Here is a 23,457-nt window from a genome sequence, read left to right on the forward strand (position 1 = left end):
ATGACTGCGGACATAGAGAAGATTATAAAATATGAACTTAATCAAATGTTGGAACTAATAAAAAACGGAATGGAGTGTTAAATGTGTTTTTATCAGTATCAAATCTTACGAAAAGCTATAACACAGGAATTATTACAAATGTACTCAAAGGTGTTGGCCTGGAAATGGAAAGAGGGCAAATCGGAGTAATATTAGGTCCCTCCGGTTCAGGTAAATCTACGCTGATGAACATTATAGGCGGTGTGGACAGAGCTGACGGCGGCGCAGTCGAAGTGGACGGCGAGCGTATTACGGATTTAAATGATAATCAACTGGTTGAATACCGTCGGGAGAGCGTGGGCTTCGTCTTCCAGTTCTACAACCTTGTGCCGAACCTCACGGTAGCCGAAAACATCGAGGTTGTGTCGAACATCAGTAAAAGCCCGCTTAAAACAGATGAGGTGCTTTCTGCTGTCGGACTTTCCGACAAAAAGAACCGTTTCCCCCGGGAACTCTCCGGCGGCGAACAGCAGCGCGTGTCAATCGCACGAGCCATCGTCAAAAATCCAAAGCTCCTGCTTTGCGATGAGCCCACCGGAGCGCTGGATTTTCAGACCTCTCGCAGCATTTTGAAACTTCTGCAGAAGGTCAACAAAAAATACGGAACCACCATTTTGATGATCACCCACAACAGCGCCATCGCCGGTATGGCGCACGCCGTATTCAGGCTGAGAAGCGGCGAGGTGGCGGAAGTTACGCATAATTCCGAACTTATCCCGGCAGAAAGGATTGAATGGTAAATGGCACTGCGAAAACGCGTATGGCGTATTATAAAGGAAAACAAAGGGCAGTATATCGGCATTGTGATTTTAATTCTTATAGGGAGCTTCTATTTCATCGCGGCTACAGGCGTGGCCGGCAATCTGGAGAAACTGGTGGTGGAATTTGCCGAAACAAACATGCAGGAAGACCTGACGTTTTCCACAGACAAGACCATTGAGGATATTCCGGCGCTGGAAAGCGAATCCGGCGAGCTTATTGAGGCTTACCGGCAATTAGACGTCAAACTGCCGGACGGAAATAGCGAGCTGCGGCTGCTCACGCCTGCTTCCAAAATCAATATCCCGGCGATATTATCAGGGCAAGGGCTTGAAAATCCGGGGGATATTTTACTCGACCCCTTTTTTTTGCAGACGCAGGGTCTGGATGTTGGCGGGCAAATCGAGCTTAACGGCAAGATATTCAATATAGCAGGCACAATGGCTTTACCGAATTACGTTTTTATAATCAAAAACATTTATGATGTGCTGCCGACCGCCGGTTTTGGCATTGGCCTTGTTTCCGGCGATGATCTGGAATCGTTCCCTGAGGCGGCAGACGAGACGGTCACGGTCTATGGGGCGCGCTTTACGGACAGAGGTAATATAAACGCTCAAAACGCGAAGCTGCACGATCTTTTAAATGAAAAAGGGTACAGCCTTTCCGAATGGCTGGACGCCAAAAACAACAAGCGCGTCAGTATGCCTTGGTCGAACATTAACAGTATACAGAGTATGAGCCTTCCTGTATCGATAGCTTTTTTTCTGCTTAGCTGTCTTATAGTAGGCGTGATGATTCTGCGCATGGTCAGATCCGACGGCGTGGTCATAGGCACACTGTACGCACAGGGCTACCGCCGCCGTGAAATAACCCGGCACTACATGGCGATCCCTGTGTTGCTGTCCGCGGCGGGAGGTCTTGCCGGCACACTGCTTGCACTGCCGTGTGTAAGACCAGTTGTTGATTCTATGCTGGTTTATTACATCCTGCCTGATAAAAGCATTACCTTCTCTCCATTAAACTTAACGCTTGCCGTGCTGATACCGGTGGCTTTTATCGGTCTGTCAAGTTTTCTTATTATACGCAAGATACTCAAAAAAACCGCTGTCGAGCTGATGAAAGGTGACGAGCAAAAAGCAAAGGTGAATTTTATTGAACGCGCACTCCGTCTGGAACGGTATAGTTTCAATACCAAATTTCAGATACGCGAGCAAGTGCGGAGCATACCGCGTCTGTTGTTCTTAGTGCTGGGGGTGAGCACCGCGTCGATGGTACTGCTGTATGGTTTTAACTTCAACTACTCGATGGATCTGGTGGTGAACAGAGGCGCGTTGGAGAGATACAATTATGCCATAGAATATAACTTCAAGGAAGTACAGAATTTACAGGATAAAGCTATTCCCGAAGGCGCGGAGCCGTACAATTCGTTTCGTGCCTACCCCGAAGGCAGGGAAACGGTTGAATTTTACCTGTTAGGCATGGAGCCGGATTCCGTTGGCATAAAGATGAACGGCATAGGGGGTACTAAGCTGTCCAGGGATCAGGTAAATATCACTTATCCCCTGGCCAGCCGTCTGAAGCTCAAGGAAGGAGACACGATTCATTTTGTAAACAAGCTGGACGGAAAATCATACAGCCTGACAATCGATGGGATAATAGAAGCCTATGGAGAGCAATATGTTTTTATGCCATTTGACGAGTTTAACCGCATGACCGGTCAACCTCTCGGAAGCTACCGTACCGTGCTCAGCAGCCATGAGATAGATTTTGACGAAAGCCTGCTTGCCGGCGTGATGGATGCACGTGATCCCGAGGCATTTGAAGACATCTCCGCGCCAACGACACTGATCGTTGTGTCTGTAACGACCTTGGCCGTACTTATTGCGGTCATTATTATCTTCCTGGTGACGTCGCTGACGATTGACGAGAGCCGGAACACCATCTCTCTGCTCAAGGTATTGGGCTATCGCGGGAAAGAGATAGTGAAGCTGATTCTGAACAGCTCTACTCCGGCGGTGTTTATCGGCTTCTGGCTGGGACTGCCGTTTATGCTGGTCTTCGGGAATTACTTGTATGTCTACGTCGCAGAGATTATCAATATGATGATACCCATGATTGTGAACCCGCTGTATGTCCTGATAAGCTTCGTGTTAATCTTTGCGGTGTACGAGATAACCAAGGGGCTGTGCGGAAGGAAGTTCGCGAAAATATCCATGAGCGAGGCGCTGAAAGCGGGAACGGAGTGAGTTGTTTGGCTGCGGTCTAAAAAAAAGAGCTGCCTCTCTTAGAAATTTTTATTTTCTATTTTGAGGCAGACCCTTTTAAATAGGAGGAGGAAAATGTATATTCTGAATTAACGTATATCTGCAAATTTTTCGGTTATGTGAAAACTTTCTATACCAAGCTCACGCATTTCCGGAGTGTTTATTAATATACATCCACCAGAGAGCAAGGTTAGCTGGTTTTCAAGATTAATATTATCAAATAGTTTATTTACCATTTTCGCTTTATCATGTTCCGGTCCGAGGAACACAGTGGTTTTACCTTCGTGCATAAAACTTTTTATTTTAGCTTTTTCTTTTGATATATCTGAAGAAATTATAACATTCATGCCTTTTGTTATATCTTTGACTTCATCAAGTATTTTTTCCGGTATAGATTCATATTTGTTTAATATTACAATTATTTCAACATTTATATTGCTTGATATGCTAATATATGCTTTTAATTTTTCAATGTGAGAATCTAAAGACATTAAAATAAATATCGTGTCAATATTGGCAGCAATGAGATAATCTGAGTTTGCGTACCATTCTCCTTTTCTAACAAGCTGATTTTTTCGGTTTATTATCTTAGATATATAATTAAATCCTTTTTGTGTTTCAATTATAACAAAATCACCGACAACCGGATAATCAGACATTGTTCCAAGCTTATATTTAAAACTGTCTGATATTTCTGCGTTTATTTCTCCTGATTCGGTAATAGCTTTATATGTGTTATGGTTTCTTGAAATTATTCTGCCGATCGTTTGGTTGTTTGATATATTGATGTTTTTGCTGTCTAAACCGTATTTTTCCATGCCGTTCATTGTAATACTCCTTAAATAAATTATTTCTTATGTATATAATAAGGCAATTTTGATTTTTTTATTCATTGTACTATATTGACTAATTTAGCATTTTAGAGTAATATTTTCTTACTATTCATAGAAGGGAGACAAGTGTCAATGGATGGCAGAAAGGTTAGAAAATTAAGAAAAATTAATGATATGACTATTGAGAAGCTTTCAGAAAAAACAGGTTTTACAGCAAGCTATATTTCACAGGTTGAAAGAAATTTAATAGAGCCATCTTTAACTGCATTAGGAAAAATCTGCAAGGTTTTAAATGTTTCCCCGTACTATTTTTTAGATGACGGCAGCAGTGTGATTGTAACTCGAAAGGAAGAAAGACAAGTATTATATGTAACAGAAAAAGGTATGGAATTAGAGTATTTATTACCTATTGAAAATGAAAATAACAAAGTAAAATTGAAAGTTTATAAATTTGCTTTAAATTCAGGCAAATGGGATAATGATAATTTTTCTATAATAGATTCTGATAAATGTGTAATAATAGTAAAAGGTAAATTGATTGTGACTTTTTCCGATTACAATGAAATTTTAGATGAAGGTGACAGTGTATACATAAGCTCATATGTACCACACAAATTATTTAATCCTTCAGACGAAAGAGCAGAAATGATTTGTATCATAACGCCATCATAAAACAAACGAGGTGAACCATGGAAAAAAACTTTGAAGAAATAAAAGAAGAATTCATTAATGCAAGTTTAGATGAAAAAATTAGAATTTACACTACGACACAAGGATTAACAGTAGAACAGTTTAAAGAACTGCTGGCTTACTTTCCTATAAAGCATTTAGATAGGCTGGAAGAAGCAGTAAATGGTATATAATCTGAAACCGTAAGGTTTCTTTTTTTGTATAAAATTATGATATTTGGTAATAATTTCTATGAGGTGATTTTATGATTGATAACAGAAAATTCAAAAAAATCTTCATAAAGGAATCAATTGGTTCCAGAAATTATTTCAGTTATAGATCTGATTTAATTTTATATAAAGTTTTACTAAGTATATTAATTTTTTTAACTATATTATTGATTTCAGATGATATAAGCTTATCTCTTTTAATATCAGGAGAAGTATTTTTAATATTCACTTTAATAAATAAATTGAATATGGACAGAAAAAGAAATGAAGGCGAGAATCAATTGATACTAAAGAGAAAAAAGGAACATTTCAAAAAGAAACTTGAAGAAATAAATATTAACGATTTTGAGCTCTTGATTGGTTTTTTGTTTGAAAAAAAGGGCTGCAAAAACTTTGTTAAAAAAGGAAGGCATACGTACTTAGCTGAAAAAGAAGGTCTCATAAATTGTATTAAAATATACAGATTGTATGAAAATATCGAGCTTGAACGTATAGATGTAAGAAATTTAGTAACTTATATGTGCCAAAACAATATAAGAATAGGTTATTTAATTACTACAGGATCATTAAGTGAAGGTGCGAAAGAGCTTCTTGAGGACTTCAAAGACAGGCTAAATATAACAGTTATAGATTTTGACTGCTTGTTTACTATGATGGAGGATTATGAAATTCTTCCGGTAAATGATTATTTTTATAACAAAATTTATGAGGAAGAAAGAGAAAAGACTAAAGATATAGATATTAAAAAGAATGTATTTGAAAATAAAAAAATTGTAATATATATTTTTTCTGCTGTATTTTTTTATGTAGCTTCAATGATTATGCCGGAAAATAATATATCAAGATACATATCTTATTATTTCATTGTATTAACTACTATAAATATAGCTTACTTAGTTTGGATAAAATATATAGCGTTAAAAAATTAATTTATTAGTTGAAATTAAAATCTCGGTGTATTATAATTTTTATAGATTATGATTATGCGGAGGATAAGATGAATTTTAAAGTTACTGTTGGATTATCTAACAAACATGTTCACCTAAGTAAGGAGCATATTGACATATTATTCGGAGAAGGGCATGAATTGACACCAATGAAAGATTTAAGCCAGCCGGGACAATTTGCATGTGAGGAAAAGGTTGATTTAGTAGGTCCTAAAAGAACTATAAAGGGAGTTAGAATTCTTGGACCGGCTCGTAAGGAGTCTCAGGTTGAAATATCTTTTTCTGACGGATTCACTCTTGGTTTAAAAGATGTTCCGGTAAGAGATTCCGGAAAACTTGAAGGAACTCCGGGAGTTAAATTAGTGGGACCAAAAGGAGAGGTCGAATTAGACAGAGGAGTTATAGCAGCTGCAAGACATATACATATGCATACTACTGATGCTGAAAAATATGGCTTAAAGGATAAGGATACAGTTAAAGTAAAGGTAGGCGGACCAAGAGGATTAACATTTGATAATGTACTCATTAGGGTTCATGATACATATGCTTTGGATATGCACTTAGATGTGGAAGAAGGAAACGCAGCAGGACTTTCTAACTGTGATGAAGTTGAAGTAATCGTAGAATGACGAGCAATAGTCTTATTGAAAAATACAAATACAAAATAAACAGGTTATTCCTGTTTATTTTGTATTTTTGGACGATAATATTAATGTATTGTTTTGCAGTGAGTGTTAATGTATAATAAATAGGATTAGGGTATCTTTCGCTTGTAAAGGAAGGGCGACACACCTCTTTTTCACAGAGTGAGTCTCTGTGGGATAGGAGGAATGTCGTCAGAGGAAAAGGGACACATCTCTTTATGTCTGAGAAAGTCTTTGTGGATAGAAGAAATGTCCCTAATTTATAATGGAGGAATAATGGATTTTTTACCGATTAACATAGATGATATGAAAAAAAGAGGATGGGAACAATGTGATTTTGTATTTGTTACAGGTGATGCTTACGTTGATCATTCTTCTTTTGGAGCAGCTGTTATATCAAGATTACTTGAAAGATACGGATATAAGGTTGGTATTATCGCCCAACCTGATTGGAAGGATTTAAATTCCTTCAAAAGATTAGGTGAGCCAAAGCTTGGTTTTTTGGTTAACTCAGGCAATATAGATTCTATGGTAAATCATTACACCACTTTCAAGAAAAAAAGAAGCACGGATGCATATTCTCCCGGAGGAAAGGCAAATTTAAGACCCGACAGAGCAGTTACTGTTTATTCTAACAGGTTAAGAGAAGCTTATAAGCATGTTCCTGTTATAATCGGCGGTATTGAAGCAAGTTTAAGGCGTTTCAGTCATTATGACTATTGGAGCGACAGTGTTAAAAGGTCCGTCTTGATAGATTCAGGTGCCGATTTATTAGTTTACGGAATGGGAGAAAAAGCAATAATAGAAATTGCAGAGGCTTTAAATGCAGGCATACCTATAGAAGAAATCACCTATATAAACGGAACTGTTTATAAAACAAAGGATAAAGAAAGACCTTTTGAGCCGATTTTTTTGCCAACTTATGATGATGTTGTTTCATCTAAGAAAAAATATGGCAAAAGCTTTAAAATACAATATGAAAACACTGATGCTAAAACAGCAAAAACCTTAGTTGAGCAGTATGACACGGTATATGTTGTACAAAATACTCCGATGGATACACTTAACATGCAGGAGCTTGACGATATCTATGATTTGGATTATATGATGGATTATCATCCCATATATAAAAATTCCGGAGGAATACCTGCATTAAAGGAAATTAAGTTCAGTGTAACAAGTGTTCGTGGATGTTTTGGAGGATGTAATTTTTGCTCTTTGAATTTTCATCAAGGCAGGGTAGTTCAAGGCAGGAGTCATGAATCAATCATAAAAGAAGTTGAAAAAATGACTAAAGATAAGGAATTTAAAGGTTATATCCATGATGTAGGAGGACCTACGGCGAATTTTCGGATAAGAGCATGCAATAAGCAGGAGAAGCATGGGGTATGTAAGGACAGAGAATGTCTGACCCCTGAAAAATGTAAAAATTTGCAGATTGATCATAAGGATTATTTGGAACTTCTGAGAAAAATAAGAAATGTAAGCGGTATCAAAAAAGTTTTTATCAGGTCCGGCATAAGATATGATTATGCAATATATGATAGTAGTGATGAATTTATTACAGAGCTTGTCAAGCATCATGTGAGCGGACAGCTTAGAACTGCTCCGGAACATGTTTCTGAATCTGTACTTAATCTTATGGGAAAACCATCAATAAAAATATACAATCAATTTGTAAAAAAATTCTATGATAAGAGTAAAAAATTAAATAAGGAACAATATATAGTGCCGTATTTTATTTCTTCACATCCCGGCTCACGTCTAAAAGATGCAATAGAACTTGCCGAGTATATAAGAGATATGGGGCACATTCCCGAACAGGTTCAGGATTTTTATCCGACACCGGGAACGATGTCCACATGTATGTATTATACCGGATTTAATCCATTAACCGGAGAAGATGTTTATGTTCCAAAAGAAAAGGAAGAAAGAAAAATGCAAAGGGCACTTCTTCAATACAATAAAAAAGAAAATTATGATTTAGTGTTGAAGGCGTTGAAGAAAGACAACAGGTATGACTTAATAGGTTATGATGAAAAATGCTTGATAAAACCACCGCGAAAATGAACGGGAGCAAAGAAAAAATTAAAAATTATCGGTTATTCTTAAGCGTTTTTTAATAATTAATTTATTGCAAAATCTTTCACAGTAAGTTAATATTAAATATGAAGTAAGAAAATGAGGTATCGCATGAACAGAAAAATCAGACGCAGAAAAAAAAGAATCAGATTATTATCTATAGGTTTAGTAATTATATTAGGTATTGCAGCGGCATATATGGCTGTTGAGGGAATAGGCGGAAATAAAGACAAAAATAACGACCCCGGTGAACCGGCGGATGCAGTAACATCAAATCCGAATGAAAAACCGTCGACCTCAGAACCGCAGGTAAAACCTGATATTGAAATAAATATAAAGGCAACGGGAGATATAATGTTCCATCCGTCTCAAATAGATGGCGCTTATAATCCTAATACAGGCACATATGATTTTCATAACAGCTTTAAAGCTGTTAAAAATATTTTTAAATATGCAGATTTAGCAATCGCTAATTTTGAAGGAACTACCGCAGGTAATTCGGTATATGCATACCAGGGTTATCCGTTGTTTAATGCTCCCGATGAGGTGTTAGATGCAATAAAAGAAGCCGGATTCGACGTTTTATCAACCGCAAACAACCACTCGTTAGATACGAGAAAAGCAGGAATTATAAGAACTATTGAACAAATTCACGCAAGAGGTATGGATACTGTAGGTACATATAAGGAAAAGCCCGAAACAAGAGTTCTTATAAAAGATGTAAAGGGTATAAAAATAGCGATTATGTCCTATACGGAAATGGTTAACGGTCTTGAATCAGTTTTATCACCTCAGGATTTGGATGTAATGATTAATATAATAGATGAAGCAAAAATGAAGGAAGATATCGCTTATGCCAAGGAGCAAAAGGCAGATGTTATAATTGCTTATCTTCATTGGGGTAATGAATACGCAAGGGTTCAGAACCAAAAACAGGAAATTCTTGCTGATATGCTGTTGAATGAAGGAGTGGATATAATTTTAGGGAGCCATCCTCACGTAATACAACCGGCTAAATTATATGAAATAGACGGTAAAACCAAGTATGTTGCATATTCAATGGGTAACTTTTTATCTAATCAAAGAGAAGAAACTTTGGCACCGTATGGTATATCCAAAGAGATTTCAAAATATACTGAAGATGGTGTAATTGTTGATATAGAAATTGTTAAGAACGGTGAGACAGGAGAAATAAGCATTAAAAATATAAGATATATACCTCTTTGGGTATATAAAGGAAACACGTCTGACGGGGGAGTAGAGCATGTAGTATATCCTATAATGGAATATATTGAGAGCAGGGACGTAGATGACAATTCAAAAATAAGAATGCAAAGGTCATTAAATGATACGACAGCTCAGATGCAGGTTGATTAAAACGATAAAATAATTGGGGAAGTGGTGGCATGGAACAGTTAAGATTAATTTTTGCTAATATTAGATTAAACAGTATAGTTGATATAGCTATAGTTTATTATGTTTTGTATCACGGTTACCTGCTGATTCGTGATATGAGAGCAAAGCAGCTTGTAAAAGGTATAGTTTTATTGGTTTCTTTAATTCCGATATCTCAAATATTCGAACTGTATATGGTTCAATATATATTGAACCATACGTTTCAGGTGGGAATTATAGCTTTAGTCGTAGTGTTTCAGCCGGAAATAAGAAAAGCATTGGAGTATATCGGCAGGACATCATTTACTCTTACTAATATAGAAAAGAATTCTCAAACATCAGAACAGGTTATAAAGGAAATTGTGTCAGCAACTTCTTCACTTGCAAGACAAAAAATAGGGGCACTGATGATTTTTGAACAAAAAATCGGACTGACGGATATAGTTGAAAGTGGTACAAAGCTAAATGCCAATATTTCAAGCGGGCTGTTAATCAATATTTTTATACCCAACACCCCGCTGCATGACGGTGCAGTAATTATCAAGGATTACAATATAAGAGCTGCAGGATGCTTTTTACCTTTAACGGATAATAATTTGCTGAGCAAGGATATAGGGACAAGACACAGGGCAGCAATCGGAATGACTGAAAAATCGGATTCAATTGCTTTAATAGTTTCAGAGGAAACCGGCTACATTTCTTATGCCATGGAAGGAAGACTGTACAGAAATATTCAGATAAGTGAGCTTGAAACCTTATTGTCAGGTATTTATACGGATAATGACAAGGTGAATATTATTGAAAAGTGGAGAAACAGAAATGAAGATAAAAAACGATAAAATAATAATACAAATAACGTGCCTGGTGGTTTCTGTAGTTTTATGGGCTATTATTATGATTGATACTAAACCTCCCATGAAGGAAACAATAAACAGTGTTCCTGTAACAATCAGAAATTTAAGCGCCTTGGAAAATTCAAATTTAATTATGATGAATTCCGATAAGGATAATCTGACGATAAATGTTAATGTTGAGGGATCACCGGATCAAGTCAGTAAACTCAAGAGAGGCGATTTTTCTGCCTACATTGATGTTTTAGGATTTCCTGAAGGAATAACAAATGCAAAGGTTGAAATTACTGGACCGAGCGGTGTTGAAATATTGAGCACATATCCTGCTCAGATAGCATGTAATATTGAAGGTGTAATATCCAAGGTTATGGATGTTACAATACAGTATGAAGGAATGCTAGCGGAAAATTATTATAAAGCATTATCTCTTTCCAATCCTTCATCAGTTAAAATTACCGGACCGAGAAGTGTTGTAAACGCTGCTGATATGGCTGTTGCAACAGTTAATATAGCTAATGCCACAGACAATGTGGTAAAGACAGTACCTGTAAGAATATATGACGGTACCGATACTGAGATTTTCATGTCGGCACCTGTTGAAAATGTTGAGGTAATTGTACCTATCTATCCTACTAAGTATGTAAGCTTAACCCCAAACGTTACTGGAACTCCCGAGGAAGGATATCAGCTTGTAGATGTAACGGTAAAACCTGAAAGGATTAAAATAGCAGCAAGACAGGATATCTTGGATACCATAAACGAGCTGGAATTAGCAGATTTAGATATAACGGGAGCTTCTAAGAATATACTTTCATCAAGAGATATTTTAAATACGGATGGGTTGATATTATTGGATTTAACAACAACACCTGTTGTAAATGCCACTGTTGATAAGACTGTTGATAAAGAGTTAGTATTTGAACCGTCAGAAATTAATTTTATAAACGTTAAGGAAGGCTATGAGGTTATGTTATCAGATACCCAAACAGAAATAACAGTAACCGTAACAGGACCTTCAAGCATTGTAAATCAATTAAAGAAAGAGGAATTGACAATAACTGCCGATATGGAAGGTAAAGAGATTGGTCTTCACGATATTTTGATAGTATGTACTACGGAAAAAGAGGTTGACAGTATTTCTTTAGATCAAGAAATGCTTAATGTGGAAGTTATTGGGTCAACGGAAAATGACGAAGAGTAATCGGAGAAAAAATGAACAAGGTAAATATTGAAATAAATAACATGGATTATCAAGGGATGCTTGAAGCCGTATTTCTTGCAACGCAAGATGCAATAAGCGTTGTTAATGAAAATGGAGAGCATATTCTTGTAAATCCTGCATATGAAAAGCTGACAGGAATAAAAAATGATGATATCATAGGCAAAAATTCATTATATGATATCGAAGAAGGCGAAAGCTTGCATATGAAGGTTCTTAGTACAAAAAAACCTGTCGGAAACACTAAGCTTAAAATAAAACCAAGCGGAAAAACAGTTGTAGCGCAGGCAGCCCCTATTATTGTAAACGGAATTTTGAAGGGCAGCGTAGCTGTTCTGCATGATATGTCAGGTATAAAGGATCTGACAGATAAGTTAAATAAAGCAGAAAAGAAGTTAAGAGAGTTAACGTATAAATACAGACCGGAAGATATAATAGGCGAATCTGTCGCAATAAATGAAGTAAAAAAAATGATAGAAAAGGCAGCAGAAGTACCTGCAACAGTTTTATTAAGAGGAGAAAGCGGAACCGGTAAAGAATTGTTCGCTAATTCTATTCATGCACTCAGCAGCAGGAGAAACAACAGCTTTGTACGAGTTAACTGTGCCGCTTTAACCGATTCATTGCTGGAAAGTGAGCTTTTCGGTTATGAAGAAGGATCTTTTACAGGTGCCTTAAAGGGAGGTAAAAAGGGTCTTTTCGAGGAAGCCGATAAAGGGACTATATTTTTGGATGAAATATCTGAAATTAGCATGAATACTCAGGCAAAACTTCTTAGAGTATTACAGGAAAAAGAGATAATGAGGGTTGGCGGCAACTATACCATCAATATTGATGTAAGAGTTATAGCTGCTACAAATGCCGATTTAGCTAAACTTGTAAGAGAAGGAAAATTCAGAGAGGATTTATTCTACAGATTAAACATATTGCCGATTGTACTTCCTGCTCTGAGGGAAAGAAAAGAAGATATACCACTTTTAATTAAAAGTTTTATCGTTAAATTTAATGATGAATATGGAAGAAATATTGTAGGTATATCAGATGAGGCATTAAATCTTTTAATGAATTATCAATGGCCGGGTAATGTAAGAGAATTAGAAAATGTTACCGGCCGTTCAATAATAAATATGAATTTAAATGAGAGAATAATTGAGTCAGAGCACCTGCCTCAATTATATTTGAATAAAAAGTTACCTGTCAAAAATTATGTTGTTTCGGATAATGAAACAATGATAAAACTAAGCAATGTATTAGATAAAGCTGAATCGGATTACATAAAAGATATTTATGTAAGGTTAAATAAAAACAAAACTGATACTGCGAAAGTCTTAGGCATTTCTTTAAGATCTTTATATTATAAGATGGAGAAGTATGGTATAAAATAATGCAAAATATTGCATAATATGGATGTGTGCAAAATGTTGCACGCATTTATTTGCAAATAAGAATTACGATTATATGAATAATTAATAAATAGAAAGTCAAACCTACGATTTTACAAGGTTTGACTTTTTTTATAAAAAATATTATGTTGGCATAGTTATTGCTTATTATAAAAGTTGAGGTGAAATTATGATAAAATTTAATGAAATTATAAAATATGCTCAGGACTATGCTAATGCAATAGGTCCGAAAAAAATAGCCGTAGCCAATGCTCAGGATGAAGATGTATTAAAGGCTATAAAGGAAGCGGTAAACGAAAATATTTGTAAACCTATTTTAGTCGGCGATACGGATAAAATAACCGAGTTAGCCAAAACAGTAGATTTAGAATTAAATAATATTGACATAATAGATGAAAAGGACGGAAATAAAGCTTGTAGAAAAGCAGTGGAATTAGTAAGCAGCGGTAAAGCAGATATAGTTATGAAAGGGTTAATTGATACTTCTATAATATTAAAAGCTGTTCTTGACAAGGAAATAGGTCTGAGAACAGGAAATGTACTTAGTCATGCAGCCGTATTTTCAGTTGATACTTATCATAAATTTTTTATAGTGACAGATGCTGCAATGAGTATTGCGCCAAGTGTTGAAGAAAAACGTCAGATTATTGAAAACACCTTGACATTAAGTCGTGCATTAGGAGCAAAACTGCCTAAAGTTGCGGTGATTTGCGCTAAGGAAAAAGTCAATCCTAAAATGACGGCAACATTAGATGCCGAGGAACTTGTTCAGATGCAAAAGGATGGAAAAATTACAGGATGCATAATTGAAGGACCTTATGCACTGGATAATGCTATTTCAAAAGAAGCTGCAGAAATTAAAGGTATAAAGGGAGAAGCTGCCGGAGATGCGGATATCTTATTGATGCCGGATATAGAAGCAGGAAATGTATTGTATAAAGCACTGACTTATCTTGCTAATGCAGAAAATGCAGGAATTATTCTTGGAGCTAAGGCACCGATTGTATTAACATCAAGAGCGGATTCAGACAAAGCAAAATTAAATTCAATTGCATTGTCAGTATTATGTTCATCATTTAAAGGAGAATAAAATGAAACAATTAATTATTAATCCCGGTTCAACATCTACAAAAATAGCCGTTTTTGAAGATGAAAAATCAGTATTTGAAAAAACATTAAGACATTCTAATGAAGAGTTAGGTGTATACGCTAAGGTTGCAGATCAGTTTGAATTCAGAAAAAATTTGATTTTAGAAGCATTGAAGGAAAATAATATTGCAGCTGAATCATTAGATGCTGTTGTAGGAAGAGGCGGCTTGTTAAAGCCAATCGAAGGCGGTACCTATTTAGTTAATGATAAATTGGCTGAAGATTTAAAAATAAGTAAAATGGGCGAGCATGCTTCAAATTTAGGTGGATTGATTGCCCGTTCCATAGCAGAAGAAGTAAATATCCCGGCATTTATAGTTGACCCTGTTGTCGTTGATGAAATGGATGATGTTGCAAGAATAAGCGGACATCCGAATTTCGAAAGATTAAGCATATGGCATGCTTTAAATCAAAAGGCAGTTGCACGAAGAGCAGCAGCAGAAAAATTCAACAAGAAATATGAAGATATGAATTTCGTAGTAGCTCACTTAGGAGGCGGAATTTCCGTAGGCGCTCATAAAAAGGGCAGAGTAATTGATGTAAACAATGCTTTAAACGGAGAAGGTCCGTTTTCTCCTGAAAGATCCGGATCGCTACCGGTTGATCAATTGGTGAAAACGTGCTTTAGCGGTCAATATACTGAGCCTGAAATCAAAAAAATGATTGTTGGCAAAGGCGGCTTAAGCGCACTTTTAGGAACTAACAATGCTAAGGAAGTAAGTGACAGAGCAGAAGCGGGAGATGAAAAAGCTAAATTGGTATACAAAGCAATGGCATATCAGATTGCAAAGGCAATCGGAGAATATGCAGTAGTTCTTGACGGAGAAGTTGATGCAATATTGGTTACGGGCGGTATCGCTTATGATAATAATTTTGTTAAAATGATAGAAAATAAAGTTAAATTCATTGCTGAAGTTATTGCTTACCCCGGAGAAGATGAGTTGTTGGCATTGGCTCAGGGCGGCTTAAGAGTTCTGAATAAGGAAGAAGCAGCAAAGCAATATAAATAGCATATGGCTTCGGAAGGAGGGTTAATATGCATGATAAAAGGTTAGTAATAATTATAGGGCACTATGGAAGCGGTAAGTCAGAATTTGCAGTTAATTATGCAGTAAAAATGAAAGAACAATTTGATAATGTAAATATTGCCGATTTAGATATAGTGAATCCTTATTTCAGATCAAGAGAAAAAAGAGAATTTTTTGAAAGTATAGGTGTTAAAGTATATGACTCCAGCATAAGAAACACGGCTGTAGATATACCGGCACTTCCTGCTGAGATGATGGGTGTTATATTAAATCCGAACAGTAAATCGGTTCTTGATGTAGGAGGAGATCCTGTAGGTGCAAGAGTGCTTGCAAGGTATGCGGAACAAATCAAAAATGTTGAATACGATATGTTTTTCGTAATTAACGGCAGAAGACCTGAAACCAGTACGGTTGAAGGCGTTCTTAAATATTTGAAATTAATTGAAGCAACATCTAAATTAAAAATTTCCGGTTTAATAAATAATACACATTTATTGAAGGATACAACTGTAGAAGATGTTGAATTTGGTCATGAACTGACCAAGAAGGTTTCTTGGGAAACTGATATTCCAATTAGGTATGAAGCTTGTATCAAAGATACAGCTTTACAAATAACAAATAAAGAAATTTTAGAAAAATTATTCCCCATAAATCTTTATATGAGGGAAGAATGGATGAGTTAAGAATGGAGGTATTATAATGGCTAAAGGTAAGGTTACATTTATTGATGATGCATGCAAGGGTTGTGAGCTTTGTGTGACTGTATGTCCTACAAAAATAATCAAGCTTAATAAAGAAAAAATAAACAACAAAGGATACAGTCCCGCTTATGTAATTGATCAAGAAAAATGCATTGCATGCGGAAACTGTGCAATTATGTGTCCAGATTCTGTAATTACAGTAGAAAGATTATAATAAAGATTATAATATTGGAGGTTAAAATATGTCTAAGGTATTAATGAAAGGTAATGAAGCTGTTGGAGCTGCAGCTATAAAAGCCGGCTGCAAATATTTTTTTGGTTATCCTATAACTCCATCAAGTGAAATTCCGGAATATATGTCAAAAGCATTGCCTGAAGCTGGCGGAGTATTTTTACAGGCAGAAAGCGAAGTAGCAGCAATAAATATGGTTTATGGAGCAGGCGGAGCAGGAGCAAGAGTAATGACTGCTTCATCAAGCCCCGGACTTTCTTTAAAACAAGAAGGTATTACGTATATTGCAGGAGCAGAAGTTCCATGTGTTATAGTTAATATGATGAGAGGGGGTCCGGGACTCGGTAGTATTCAACCTGGACAGGCAGATTATTTCCAATCAACAAGAGGCGGCGGAAACGGTGACTACAGAACACTTTGCTATGCACCTTCAAGTATACAGGAAATAGTTGATTTAGTTATGTTGGGATTTGATAAAGCTGATTATTACAGAAATCCTGTTTTAATAGTTGCAGACGGTATGATTGGACAAATGATGGAAGCTGTTGAATTTAAAGATCCGGCACCAATTGATTTACCTGAGAAAGATTGGGCAACTGTAGGTACAGGCGGAAAAAGACAACCTAATGTCGTTAACTCATTATTCTTACAAGCCGAAGAATTACAGGCACATAATAAAAGATTAGAAACTAAATATAAATTAATGGAAGAAAATGAAGTATTATACGAAGCTTATGGTTTGGAAGAAGCTGAAGTTGTTTTAGTTGCATACGGTACTACATCAAGAATAGTTAAAACAGCTATGAAACAAGCCGAAGCAAAAGGTATAAAAGTCGGAATAATAAGACCAATAACATTATGGCCATTTCCGAATGATGCTTTTAAAACTATAGGAAATAACGCTAAGGGTATACTTACTGTTGAAATGAGTGCGGGACAAATGATAGATGACGTTAAAATCGCTATTGCCGGAAGATTACCTGTTTATTTCAATGGAACACAAGGCGGTATGGTTCCTACGCCGGCTAATATATTGGCGGATATTGAAAAAATAGCAGGAGGTACAAAATAATGACAATGGTATATGAAAAATCAAAGGGCTTAACAGATGTTCCTTTTCACTACTGCCCGGGATGTACTCATGGAGTTATTCATAAATTAGTTGCAGAATCTTTGGTTGAATTAGGAGTATTAGACGATGCAATCGGAGTTGCTCCTGTTGGATGTTCAGTATTGGCTTATAAATATTTCAATTGTGATATGCAGGAAGCTGCTCACGGTAGAGCTCCGGCTGTAGCAACAGGTATTAAAAGAGTTCATCCGGACAAAGTTGTATTCTCGTATCAAGGAGACGGAGACTTAGCATCAATCGGTGCCGGTGAAATAGTACATGTAGCTCACAGAGGTGAAAAAATTACGACAATTTTCGTTAATAACGCTATATATGGTATGACAGGCGGACAAATGGCTCCAACAACGTTAGTCGGACAAAAAACTACTACATCACCTTTAGGAAGAGATGAAGCTCTAAGCGGTAAACCAATAAGAATAGCAGAAATGTTGGCAACTATAGACGGAGCTAAATTTGTAGAAAGAGTATCCGTAGATACTCCAGCAAATATCAGAAAGGCCAAAAAAGCAATAAAAAGAGCTTTCGAATGTCAAATTAAAGGAGAAGGCTTTGCAATAGTTGAAGTATTGTCAACATGTCCTACAAACTGGGGATTAACTCCTGTTAAAGCGTTGGATTGGTTGAAAGATAATATGATTCCATATTATCCGTTAGGAAACTTCAGAAATTTTGAGGAGGGTAAGTAGTATGGAGCAAAAAATAATAATGGCCGGATTCGGTGGTCAAGGTATAATGGCTATCGGTAAATTATTGGCATATGCAGGAATGCTTGAAAATAGAAATGTAACTTGGATGCCTTCTTATGGTCCTGAAATGAGAGGAGGTACCGCTAACTGTGCAGTGGTTGTATCTGATGAGGAAGTTGGTTCACCACTTATATCAAAGGACGGTACTGCCGCTATAGTTATGAACCTGCCTTCAATGACAAAATTTGAAAAGGAATTGGTTCCCGGCGGAAAATTAATTATAAACAAATCATTAATAGACATGAAACCAACAAGAACAGACATAGATGTATACTATGTAAATGCTAATGAATTAGCAATGGAATTAGGAAATGCCAAGGTAGCTAACATGGTTATGCTTGGTGCGTATCTTGAATTAGCTAAAATGATAGAAACAGAGTCAGTGCTTAAAGCATTTGTTAAAGTATTCGGTGAAGAAAAATCTCACTTAGTACCACTTAATAAAGAAGCATTGTTAAAAGGTTCAGAAGCAGTAAAGACTACTGTATAATAAAAAGCCCCTTTCAGGATTACCTGAAAGGGGCTTTTTATTGCACTTACAGCATAAGCGACTGACGCCAAATCAAAGATTTGGGTCATCTGCGTATTTTAATTTTTATTTGTATATGGTATAATATATAAAACTACTTTAATTAGAAAGAAAAAGATATGAAACAAAAAATAACTGAAACAGCAAATTCCATGGGAATAGATATTATTGGCTTTACATCGGTGTTGGACTATGGATATTTAAAGGATTTGCTGCTTAACAGAATAGATAAAGAATATAATAGTGAATATGAAGAGAAGGAAATTAACAAAAGATTAGATGTAAGAAATGTATTTCCTGAGTGTAAAAGTATTATTGCAATAGGTATACCCTATGCTTTAGGTTATAAAAAACCTGTAACGAAGGATATGGGATTATTAAGTGTGTCTTCATACGGAACAGACTATCATAAAGAATTAAACGGTATTTTATATCATTTGGCTGAAGAAATTAAAAAGTATAAACGCTTTGAGTATGTTATATGTGTTGATACATCACCGTTAATTGACAAAGAAATTTGTAAAAATGCTCAGTTAGGAAGCTACGGTAAGAATACTTTACTGATAAATGACAGCTACGGTTCTTTTATAAATCTTGGATATCTCCTGACTGATTTGGATATTGAGAACCCGAAAGCAATTAACACAGATATTTGCGGAGAATGCGATATATGTATTAAAAGCTGCCCTAATAATGCAATCTTTAAAGAGGGTGGTTTAAATTCAAAAAAATGTGTATCTTATTTAACACAGACGAAAAATTATATTCCTGTTGATTATAGGAAGAATATGTACAATCAAATTTATGGCTGTGATGTTTGCCAGATTGTATGTCCAAAAAACAGATTAAATTCAGAAAAAGTAACAAAAAATGAATATACTGACCTTTTAATAAATTTAAAGGAATTAATGCATATCAGCAATAAAGATTTTGTAAAAAAGTATGGAGCATTGTCCGGCAGCTGGAGGGGTAAAAATGTTTGGAAAAGAAACGGACTTGTTACAATCGGTAATTTGCAGTTATTATCGATGTATGATACCGTAAAGGAAGAATTAGACAACCCTTCTGAATTAATAAAAATATATGCTGCATGGTCCCTGATAAAATTAAAAAAAGAAAATGCACGTGATGTATTGAATAACAAGCTTAAATATGAAGATGATAAAATTAAACAAGAATATATGAAGTTAATGGAGCTTAGATTATGATTGTCGGAACATGTGAAATTGAACTTATTATATATGAAGCAAATTCTTTGAAGGAAAAAAGACACGTTATAAAAAGTATAATAGAAAGAATTAAAGCACGATTCAATGCATCTGCGGCAGAAGTGGACTACAATGATTTGTGGAACAGGTCCATTATTGGTGTTGCAGTTGTTTCAAACAAAAAGGCGTTATGTGAATCAATGATAATTAAAATAATTGATTTTATAGATAATGATGAAAGAGTTGAAATAATTAATCATATAATGGAGGTTATGTGATGACTAAGGCAGATAAAGTGTATGAATTATTAAAAGAAGCATACCCGCATGCAAAATGCGGACTTGATTATGAAACTCCATTTCAATTGTTGGTTTCTACGATGTTAAGCGCACAAGCAACAGATAAAAGCGTTAATCAGGTTACTGAAGATTTGTACAAACAATATCCTGATTTGGACAGTTTTTTAGAATTAACACAGGAAGAAATAGAAGACAGAATAAAAAGAATCGGTCTTTATAAAAGTAAATCTAAAAACATATACAAAATGCTAAGAGAGCTTAAAGAAAGACATAATGGTGAAGTACCGAAGGACATGGAAGATTTAATGTCACTTTCAGGCGTCGGCAGAAAGACTGCTTCTGTCGTATTGGTAGAGGCATTTAAAATTCCCGCCTTTCCTGTGGATACGCATGTTTTTAGGATAACAAGGCGAATAGGTCTTTCTACAGCAACGACTCCCGATAAAGTATCTGATGAAATGATGTATAAGCTTCCCAAATATAAATGGCATCTCATGCACCACCTTTTGATTACACATGGACGTGAAACATGTATAGCGCAAAATCCAAAATGTGAAGCATGCAATGTAAAAACATTGTGTAATTATCGTAAAAAATTGGTAAAAAATTACACATAATTTGTCTTTAATAATGATACATTCAGTGATATAATATCTTTTGGTTTGTTACAATTATAATTAATTAAAATTTATAGCGCTCTATGGGCTGCGGACATCACTTAATTTTTTCAGTGGAAGTTCAATTAACCGCTGAAACCGTTGAACTACGGGCAAACTCTTATTAAACAGGAGAAAAAAATGTCATTAAATATAGTGCTGTTTGAACCGGAAATACCTCAAAATACAGGCAATATTGCAAGAACTTGCGCTGCTACGGGTTCAAATCTTCATTTAATCAAGCCGCTTGGATTTTCAGTAAAGGACAAGTACTTGAAAAGAGCAGGTCTTGATTATTGGAGTTTGGTAAATATAACTTATTATGAAAATTTTGACGAGTTTATGAAAACAATAAAGGATAAACAAATTTTCATAGCTACTACTAAAGAAAGCAGATTTTATACAGATGTTAAATATTCAGAGGGATGCTATATTTTATTCGGTAAGGAAACTGCAGGACTCCCTGATTATATACATTCAGCTTTTAAAGAAAACAGGATTAAAATTCCAATGATAGATGATGAACATGCAAGATCGTTGAATTTGGCGAACTCGGTAAATATAGTAATGTACGAGATTTTAAGGCAATTTGGCTTTCCACAAATGATGTAGGAGGAATTATGAATATTGCTATTAGTTTAATCGGAGGCTTGGGGTTATTCCTGTTTGGAATGAGTTACATGGGTGATGGTCTCCAAAAATCAGCCGGAAGTAAAATGAAGGATATTTTAGCTGCCTTGACAAAAAACAGATTAATGGGTATATTGGTAGGCGCTTTAGTAACAGGAGTAATTCAGAGCAGCAGTGCTACTACGGTTATGGTGGTTGGCTTTGTAAATGCCGGATTAATGAATTTAAATCAAGCAGTAGGAATTATAATGGGTGCTAACATAGGTACTACAATTACTGCTTTTTTGGTGTCATTAAATATAACACAATTTGCCACATTTATGGTTGGTGTCGGCGTGCTTATGTATTTAGCATCTAAAAAGAAAAAAATAAAAAGTATTGCAGAGGTAATAATAGGCTTTGGTATTCTGTTTATAGGCATGAAATTAATGAGTGATGCTATGAAGCCTTTGCAATCAAACCCTATATTTACAGAACTTATAACTAAATTTAATAATCCGTACTTAGGGATACTTGTTGGATTTGTTATAACTGCAATTCTTCAAAGCAGCAGTGCTACCACAGGACTTTTAATTGCTGTTGCTACCACCGGTGTTATAACTTTTGAGCAGGCTTTTCCCATAGTATTCGGACAAAATATAGGTACATGTGTTACGGCGCTTCTTTCAGGCATAGGTGCAAATAAAACTGCAAAAAGGGCTGCCGTAATTCACTTGCTGTTTAATGTTTCGGGTACGTTACTGTTTATGATATTCTTAAGGGGACCGGTTGAGTGGATAATATATAACACGGTTCCAAACTATGTGCCGCAAGAGATAGCTGTAGGTCATATATTCTTTAATGTAATCAATGTAATTATTATGCTGCCTTTTGCAAATCTGTTAGTCAAAGCTTCGGAGATTATTATAAAAGATGATGGAAGTGAAACACATCAAGTTACAAAATATATTGATGACAGGTTATTGGTTACTCCGTCAATCGCATTAACACAAGCTGCAAAGGAAGTATTGCATTTAGGCAACTTAGCTCTTGAAGAGTTTGAAACGGCAATTAAAGCATTTTTTACAAATAATGAGGAAACGGCTCATACGGTATTTGAAATTGAATTAAAGGTGAATGAATTAAATAAGAAAACTATTGAATATTTAGTAAAATTAGATAAAGTTTCTTTAACTAATTATGAAAAAGATAAATTGGTTGTATTATTAAATACTATTAATGATATCGAAAGAATCGGAGATCATGCAGACAATGTAGGTGAATTAGTTTTGTATAAAATTGAAAACAAAGTAAATTTTTCCGACAAAGCAAATGATGAACTAAGAGAAATGTTTGAAGAAACAAAGAAGATGTATAAATCAACTTTAAATGCTATTGCAACTGTAGATTGTGATGAATGCAACAAGATAATAGGAAATGACGATATAATAGATGAAATGTATAAAAATTTAAGAAGAAATCATATTGAAAGATTAAATAATTTTGTTTGCGAACCAAGCGCAGGAATAGTTTTTTTGGATATCATAAGCAATCTTGAAAGAATAGGCGATCATTCAACAAATATAGCTGAATCAATAATTGAAGCTTTTACGGATAAAAATGAAAAAAAGTTATAAATACTACTTGATTTCTTATATATTTTTATATATAATTAAATAAAATTGAATAGTTTGGATGAAGTTTGCGGGAGAGACTGTTATAATATTAACAGCGCCGAAGGAGTAAGTAGTTAATATTAGCCATATTATCGATGATGCTCTCAGGCAAAAGGACCGTATACTGACAAATCTCTGAAAAGCGAAAGCACCGTAG

At 35.4% G+C, this 23,457-nt stretch carries 24 protein-coding genes and 1 riboswitch; of the genes, 23 read left to right on the forward strand and 1 reads right to left on the reverse strand.

From position 1 onward, the window contains the following. Positions 1-83: 83 nt before the first annotated feature. Complete coding sequence (locus RT412_RS03325; RefSeq protein ID WP_313343573.1) at positions 84-779, forward strand: ABC transporter ATP-binding protein; 696 nt, start codon at positions 84-86, stop codon at positions 777-779. After that, complete coding sequence (locus tag RT412_RS03330; protein ID WP_313343571.1) at positions 780-3,044, forward strand: ABC transporter permease; 2,265 nt, start codon at positions 780-782, stop codon at positions 3,042-3,044. Positions 3,045-3,151: 107 nt separating this feature from the next. On the opposite strand, the gene rsgA is transcribed toward RT412_RS03330, so the two are convergent. Further along, on the reverse strand, positions 3,152-3,889 hold the full coding sequence (gene rsgA, locus RT412_RS03335; protein ID WP_313343569.1) for a GTPase RsgA: 738 nt from the start codon (positions 3,887-3,889) through the stop codon (positions 3,152-3,154). A 138-nt stretch (positions 3,890-4,027) separates the two neighbouring features. Between rsgA and RT412_RS03340 the strand changes: the two genes are divergently transcribed. The 21 genes from RT412_RS03340 to RT412_RS03440 all read left to right on the forward strand — a co-directional run bounded on the left by RT412_RS03340 (position 4,028) and on the right by RT412_RS03440 (position 23,261). Continuing rightward, the gene (locus RT412_RS03340) at positions 4,028-4,567 is read left to right on the forward strand and encodes an XRE family transcriptional regulator (protein WP_313343566.1); all 540 of its coding nucleotides are present in this window, start codon (positions 4,028-4,030) and stop codon (positions 4,565-4,567) included. Between the two features lie 17 nt (positions 4,568-4,584). Next, positions 4,585-4,758, forward strand: coding sequence for a hypothetical protein (locus RT412_RS03345; protein WP_313343564.1), 174 nt, complete (start codon positions 4,585-4,587; stop codon positions 4,756-4,758). A 71-nt stretch (positions 4,759-4,829) separates the two neighbouring features. Beyond that, complete coding sequence (locus RT412_RS03350) at positions 4,830-5,723, forward strand: restriction endonuclease (RefSeq protein ID WP_313343562.1); 894 nt, start codon at positions 4,830-4,832, stop codon at positions 5,721-5,723. 68 nt (positions 5,724-5,791) lie between these two features. Then, positions 5,792-6,370, forward strand: a complete 579-nt coding sequence (pduL, locus tag RT412_RS03355) for a phosphate propanoyltransferase (RefSeq protein WP_313343560.1) — start codon at positions 5,792-5,794, stop codon at positions 6,368-6,370. 291 nt (positions 6,371-6,661) lie between these two features. Then, positions 6,662-8,455 (forward strand): YgiQ family radical SAM protein, encoded by a 1,794-nt coding sequence (locus tag RT412_RS03360; RefSeq protein WP_313343557.1) that lies wholly within the window; start codon positions 6,662-6,664, stop codon positions 8,453-8,455. Between the two features lie 123 nt (positions 8,456-8,578). After that, positions 8,579-9,844, forward strand: coding sequence for a CapA family protein (locus RT412_RS03365; RefSeq protein WP_313343553.1), 1,266 nt, complete (start codon positions 8,579-8,581; stop codon positions 9,842-9,844). Positions 9,845-9,873: 29 nt separating this feature from the next. Next, positions 9,874-10,701, forward strand: a complete 828-nt coding sequence (gene cdaA / locus RT412_RS03370) for a diadenylate cyclase CdaA (protein ID WP_313343550.1) — start codon at positions 9,874-9,876, stop codon at positions 10,699-10,701. Next, positions 10,682-11,914, forward strand: a complete 1,233-nt coding sequence (locus tag RT412_RS03375; protein WP_313343547.1) for a CdaR family protein — start codon at positions 10,682-10,684, stop codon at positions 11,912-11,914. Before cdaA ends, RT412_RS03375 begins: the two co-directional genes overlap by 20 nt. Positions 11,915-11,925: 11 nt before the next feature. After that, on the forward strand, positions 11,926-13,317 hold the full coding sequence (locus RT412_RS03380; protein WP_313343545.1) for a sigma 54-interacting transcriptional regulator: 1,392 nt from the start codon (positions 11,926-11,928) through the stop codon (positions 13,315-13,317). A 187-nt stretch (positions 13,318-13,504) separates the two neighbouring features. Further along, the gene (locus tag RT412_RS03385) at positions 13,505-14,425 is read left to right on the forward strand and encodes a phosphate butyryltransferase (RefSeq protein WP_313343542.1); all 921 of its coding nucleotides are present in this window, start codon (positions 13,505-13,507) and stop codon (positions 14,423-14,425) included. Position 14,426: 1 nt separating this feature from the next. Further along, the gene (buk, locus tag RT412_RS03390) at positions 14,427-15,494 is read left to right on the forward strand and encodes a butyrate kinase (protein WP_313343539.1); all 1,068 of its coding nucleotides are present in this window, start codon (positions 14,427-14,429) and stop codon (positions 15,492-15,494) included. Between the two features lie 26 nt (positions 15,495-15,520). After that, positions 15,521-16,195: an ATP-binding protein gene (locus tag RT412_RS03395; protein ID WP_313343536.1), complete on the forward strand. Its 675-nt coding sequence runs from the start codon at positions 15,521-15,523 to the stop codon at positions 16,193-16,195. Positions 16,196-16,211: 16 nt separating this feature from the next. Beyond that, complete coding sequence (locus RT412_RS03400) at positions 16,212-16,427, forward strand: 4Fe-4S binding protein (protein ID WP_313343534.1); 216 nt, start codon at positions 16,212-16,214, stop codon at positions 16,425-16,427. Positions 16,428-16,455: 28 nt separating this feature from the next. Continuing rightward, positions 16,456-17,517: a 3-methyl-2-oxobutanoate dehydrogenase subunit VorB gene (locus RT412_RS03405; RefSeq protein ID WP_313343531.1), complete on the forward strand. Its 1,062-nt coding sequence runs from the start codon at positions 16,456-16,458 to the stop codon at positions 17,515-17,517. Beyond that, positions 17,517-18,263 carry a thiamine pyrophosphate-dependent enzyme gene (locus RT412_RS03410; protein WP_313343528.1) on the forward strand — a complete coding sequence of 249 codons (747 nt, stop codon included), beginning with the start codon at positions 17,517-17,519 and terminating at the stop codon, positions 18,261-18,263. Before RT412_RS03405 ends, RT412_RS03410 begins: the two co-directional genes overlap by 1 nt. 1 nt (position 18,264) lies before the next feature. Next, positions 18,265-18,813, forward strand: coding sequence for a 2-oxoacid:acceptor oxidoreductase family protein (locus RT412_RS03415; RefSeq protein WP_313343525.1), 549 nt, complete (start codon positions 18,265-18,267; stop codon positions 18,811-18,813). Between the two features lie 158 nt (positions 18,814-18,971). Then, positions 18,972-20,060: a tRNA epoxyqueuosine(34) reductase QueG gene (gene queG / locus RT412_RS03420; RefSeq protein ID WP_313343522.1), complete on the forward strand. Its 1,089-nt coding sequence runs from the start codon at positions 18,972-18,974 to the stop codon at positions 20,058-20,060. Continuing rightward, a complete protein-coding gene (locus tag RT412_RS03425; protein ID WP_313343520.1) occupies positions 20,057-20,338 on the forward strand; it encodes a DUF503 domain-containing protein in 282 nt (93 codons plus the stop codon). The genes queG and RT412_RS03425 overlap by 4 nt, the downstream gene beginning before the upstream one ends. Then, complete coding sequence (nth, locus tag RT412_RS03430; RefSeq protein WP_398438823.1) at positions 20,335-20,976, forward strand: endonuclease III; 642 nt, start codon at positions 20,335-20,337, stop codon at positions 20,974-20,976. Before RT412_RS03425 ends, nth begins: the two co-directional genes overlap by 4 nt. Before the next feature lie 180 nt (positions 20,977-21,156). Next, positions 21,157-21,627 carry a tRNA (uridine(34)/cytosine(34)/5-carboxymethylaminomethyluridine(34)-2'-O)-methyltransferase TrmL gene (gene trmL, locus RT412_RS03435; RefSeq protein WP_313343514.1) on the forward strand — a complete coding sequence of 157 codons (471 nt, stop codon included), beginning with the start codon at positions 21,157-21,159 and terminating at the stop codon, positions 21,625-21,627. 8 nt (positions 21,628-21,635) lie between these two features. After that, the gene (locus RT412_RS03440) at positions 21,636-23,261 is read left to right on the forward strand and encodes a Na/Pi cotransporter family protein (protein WP_313343511.1); all 1,626 of its coding nucleotides are present in this window, start codon (positions 21,636-21,638) and stop codon (positions 23,259-23,261) included. 58 nt (positions 23,262-23,319) lie between these two features. Then, a riboswitch (glycine riboswitch) is annotated at positions 23,320-23,430 on the forward strand. Positions 23,431-23,457: the final 27 nt, after the last annotated feature.

Origin of the sequence: Sedimentibacter sp., from assembly GCF_032080165.1 — a bacterium.
Classification (GTDB): Bacteria; Bacillota; Clostridia; order Tissierellales; family Sedimentibacteraceae; genus Sedimentibacter.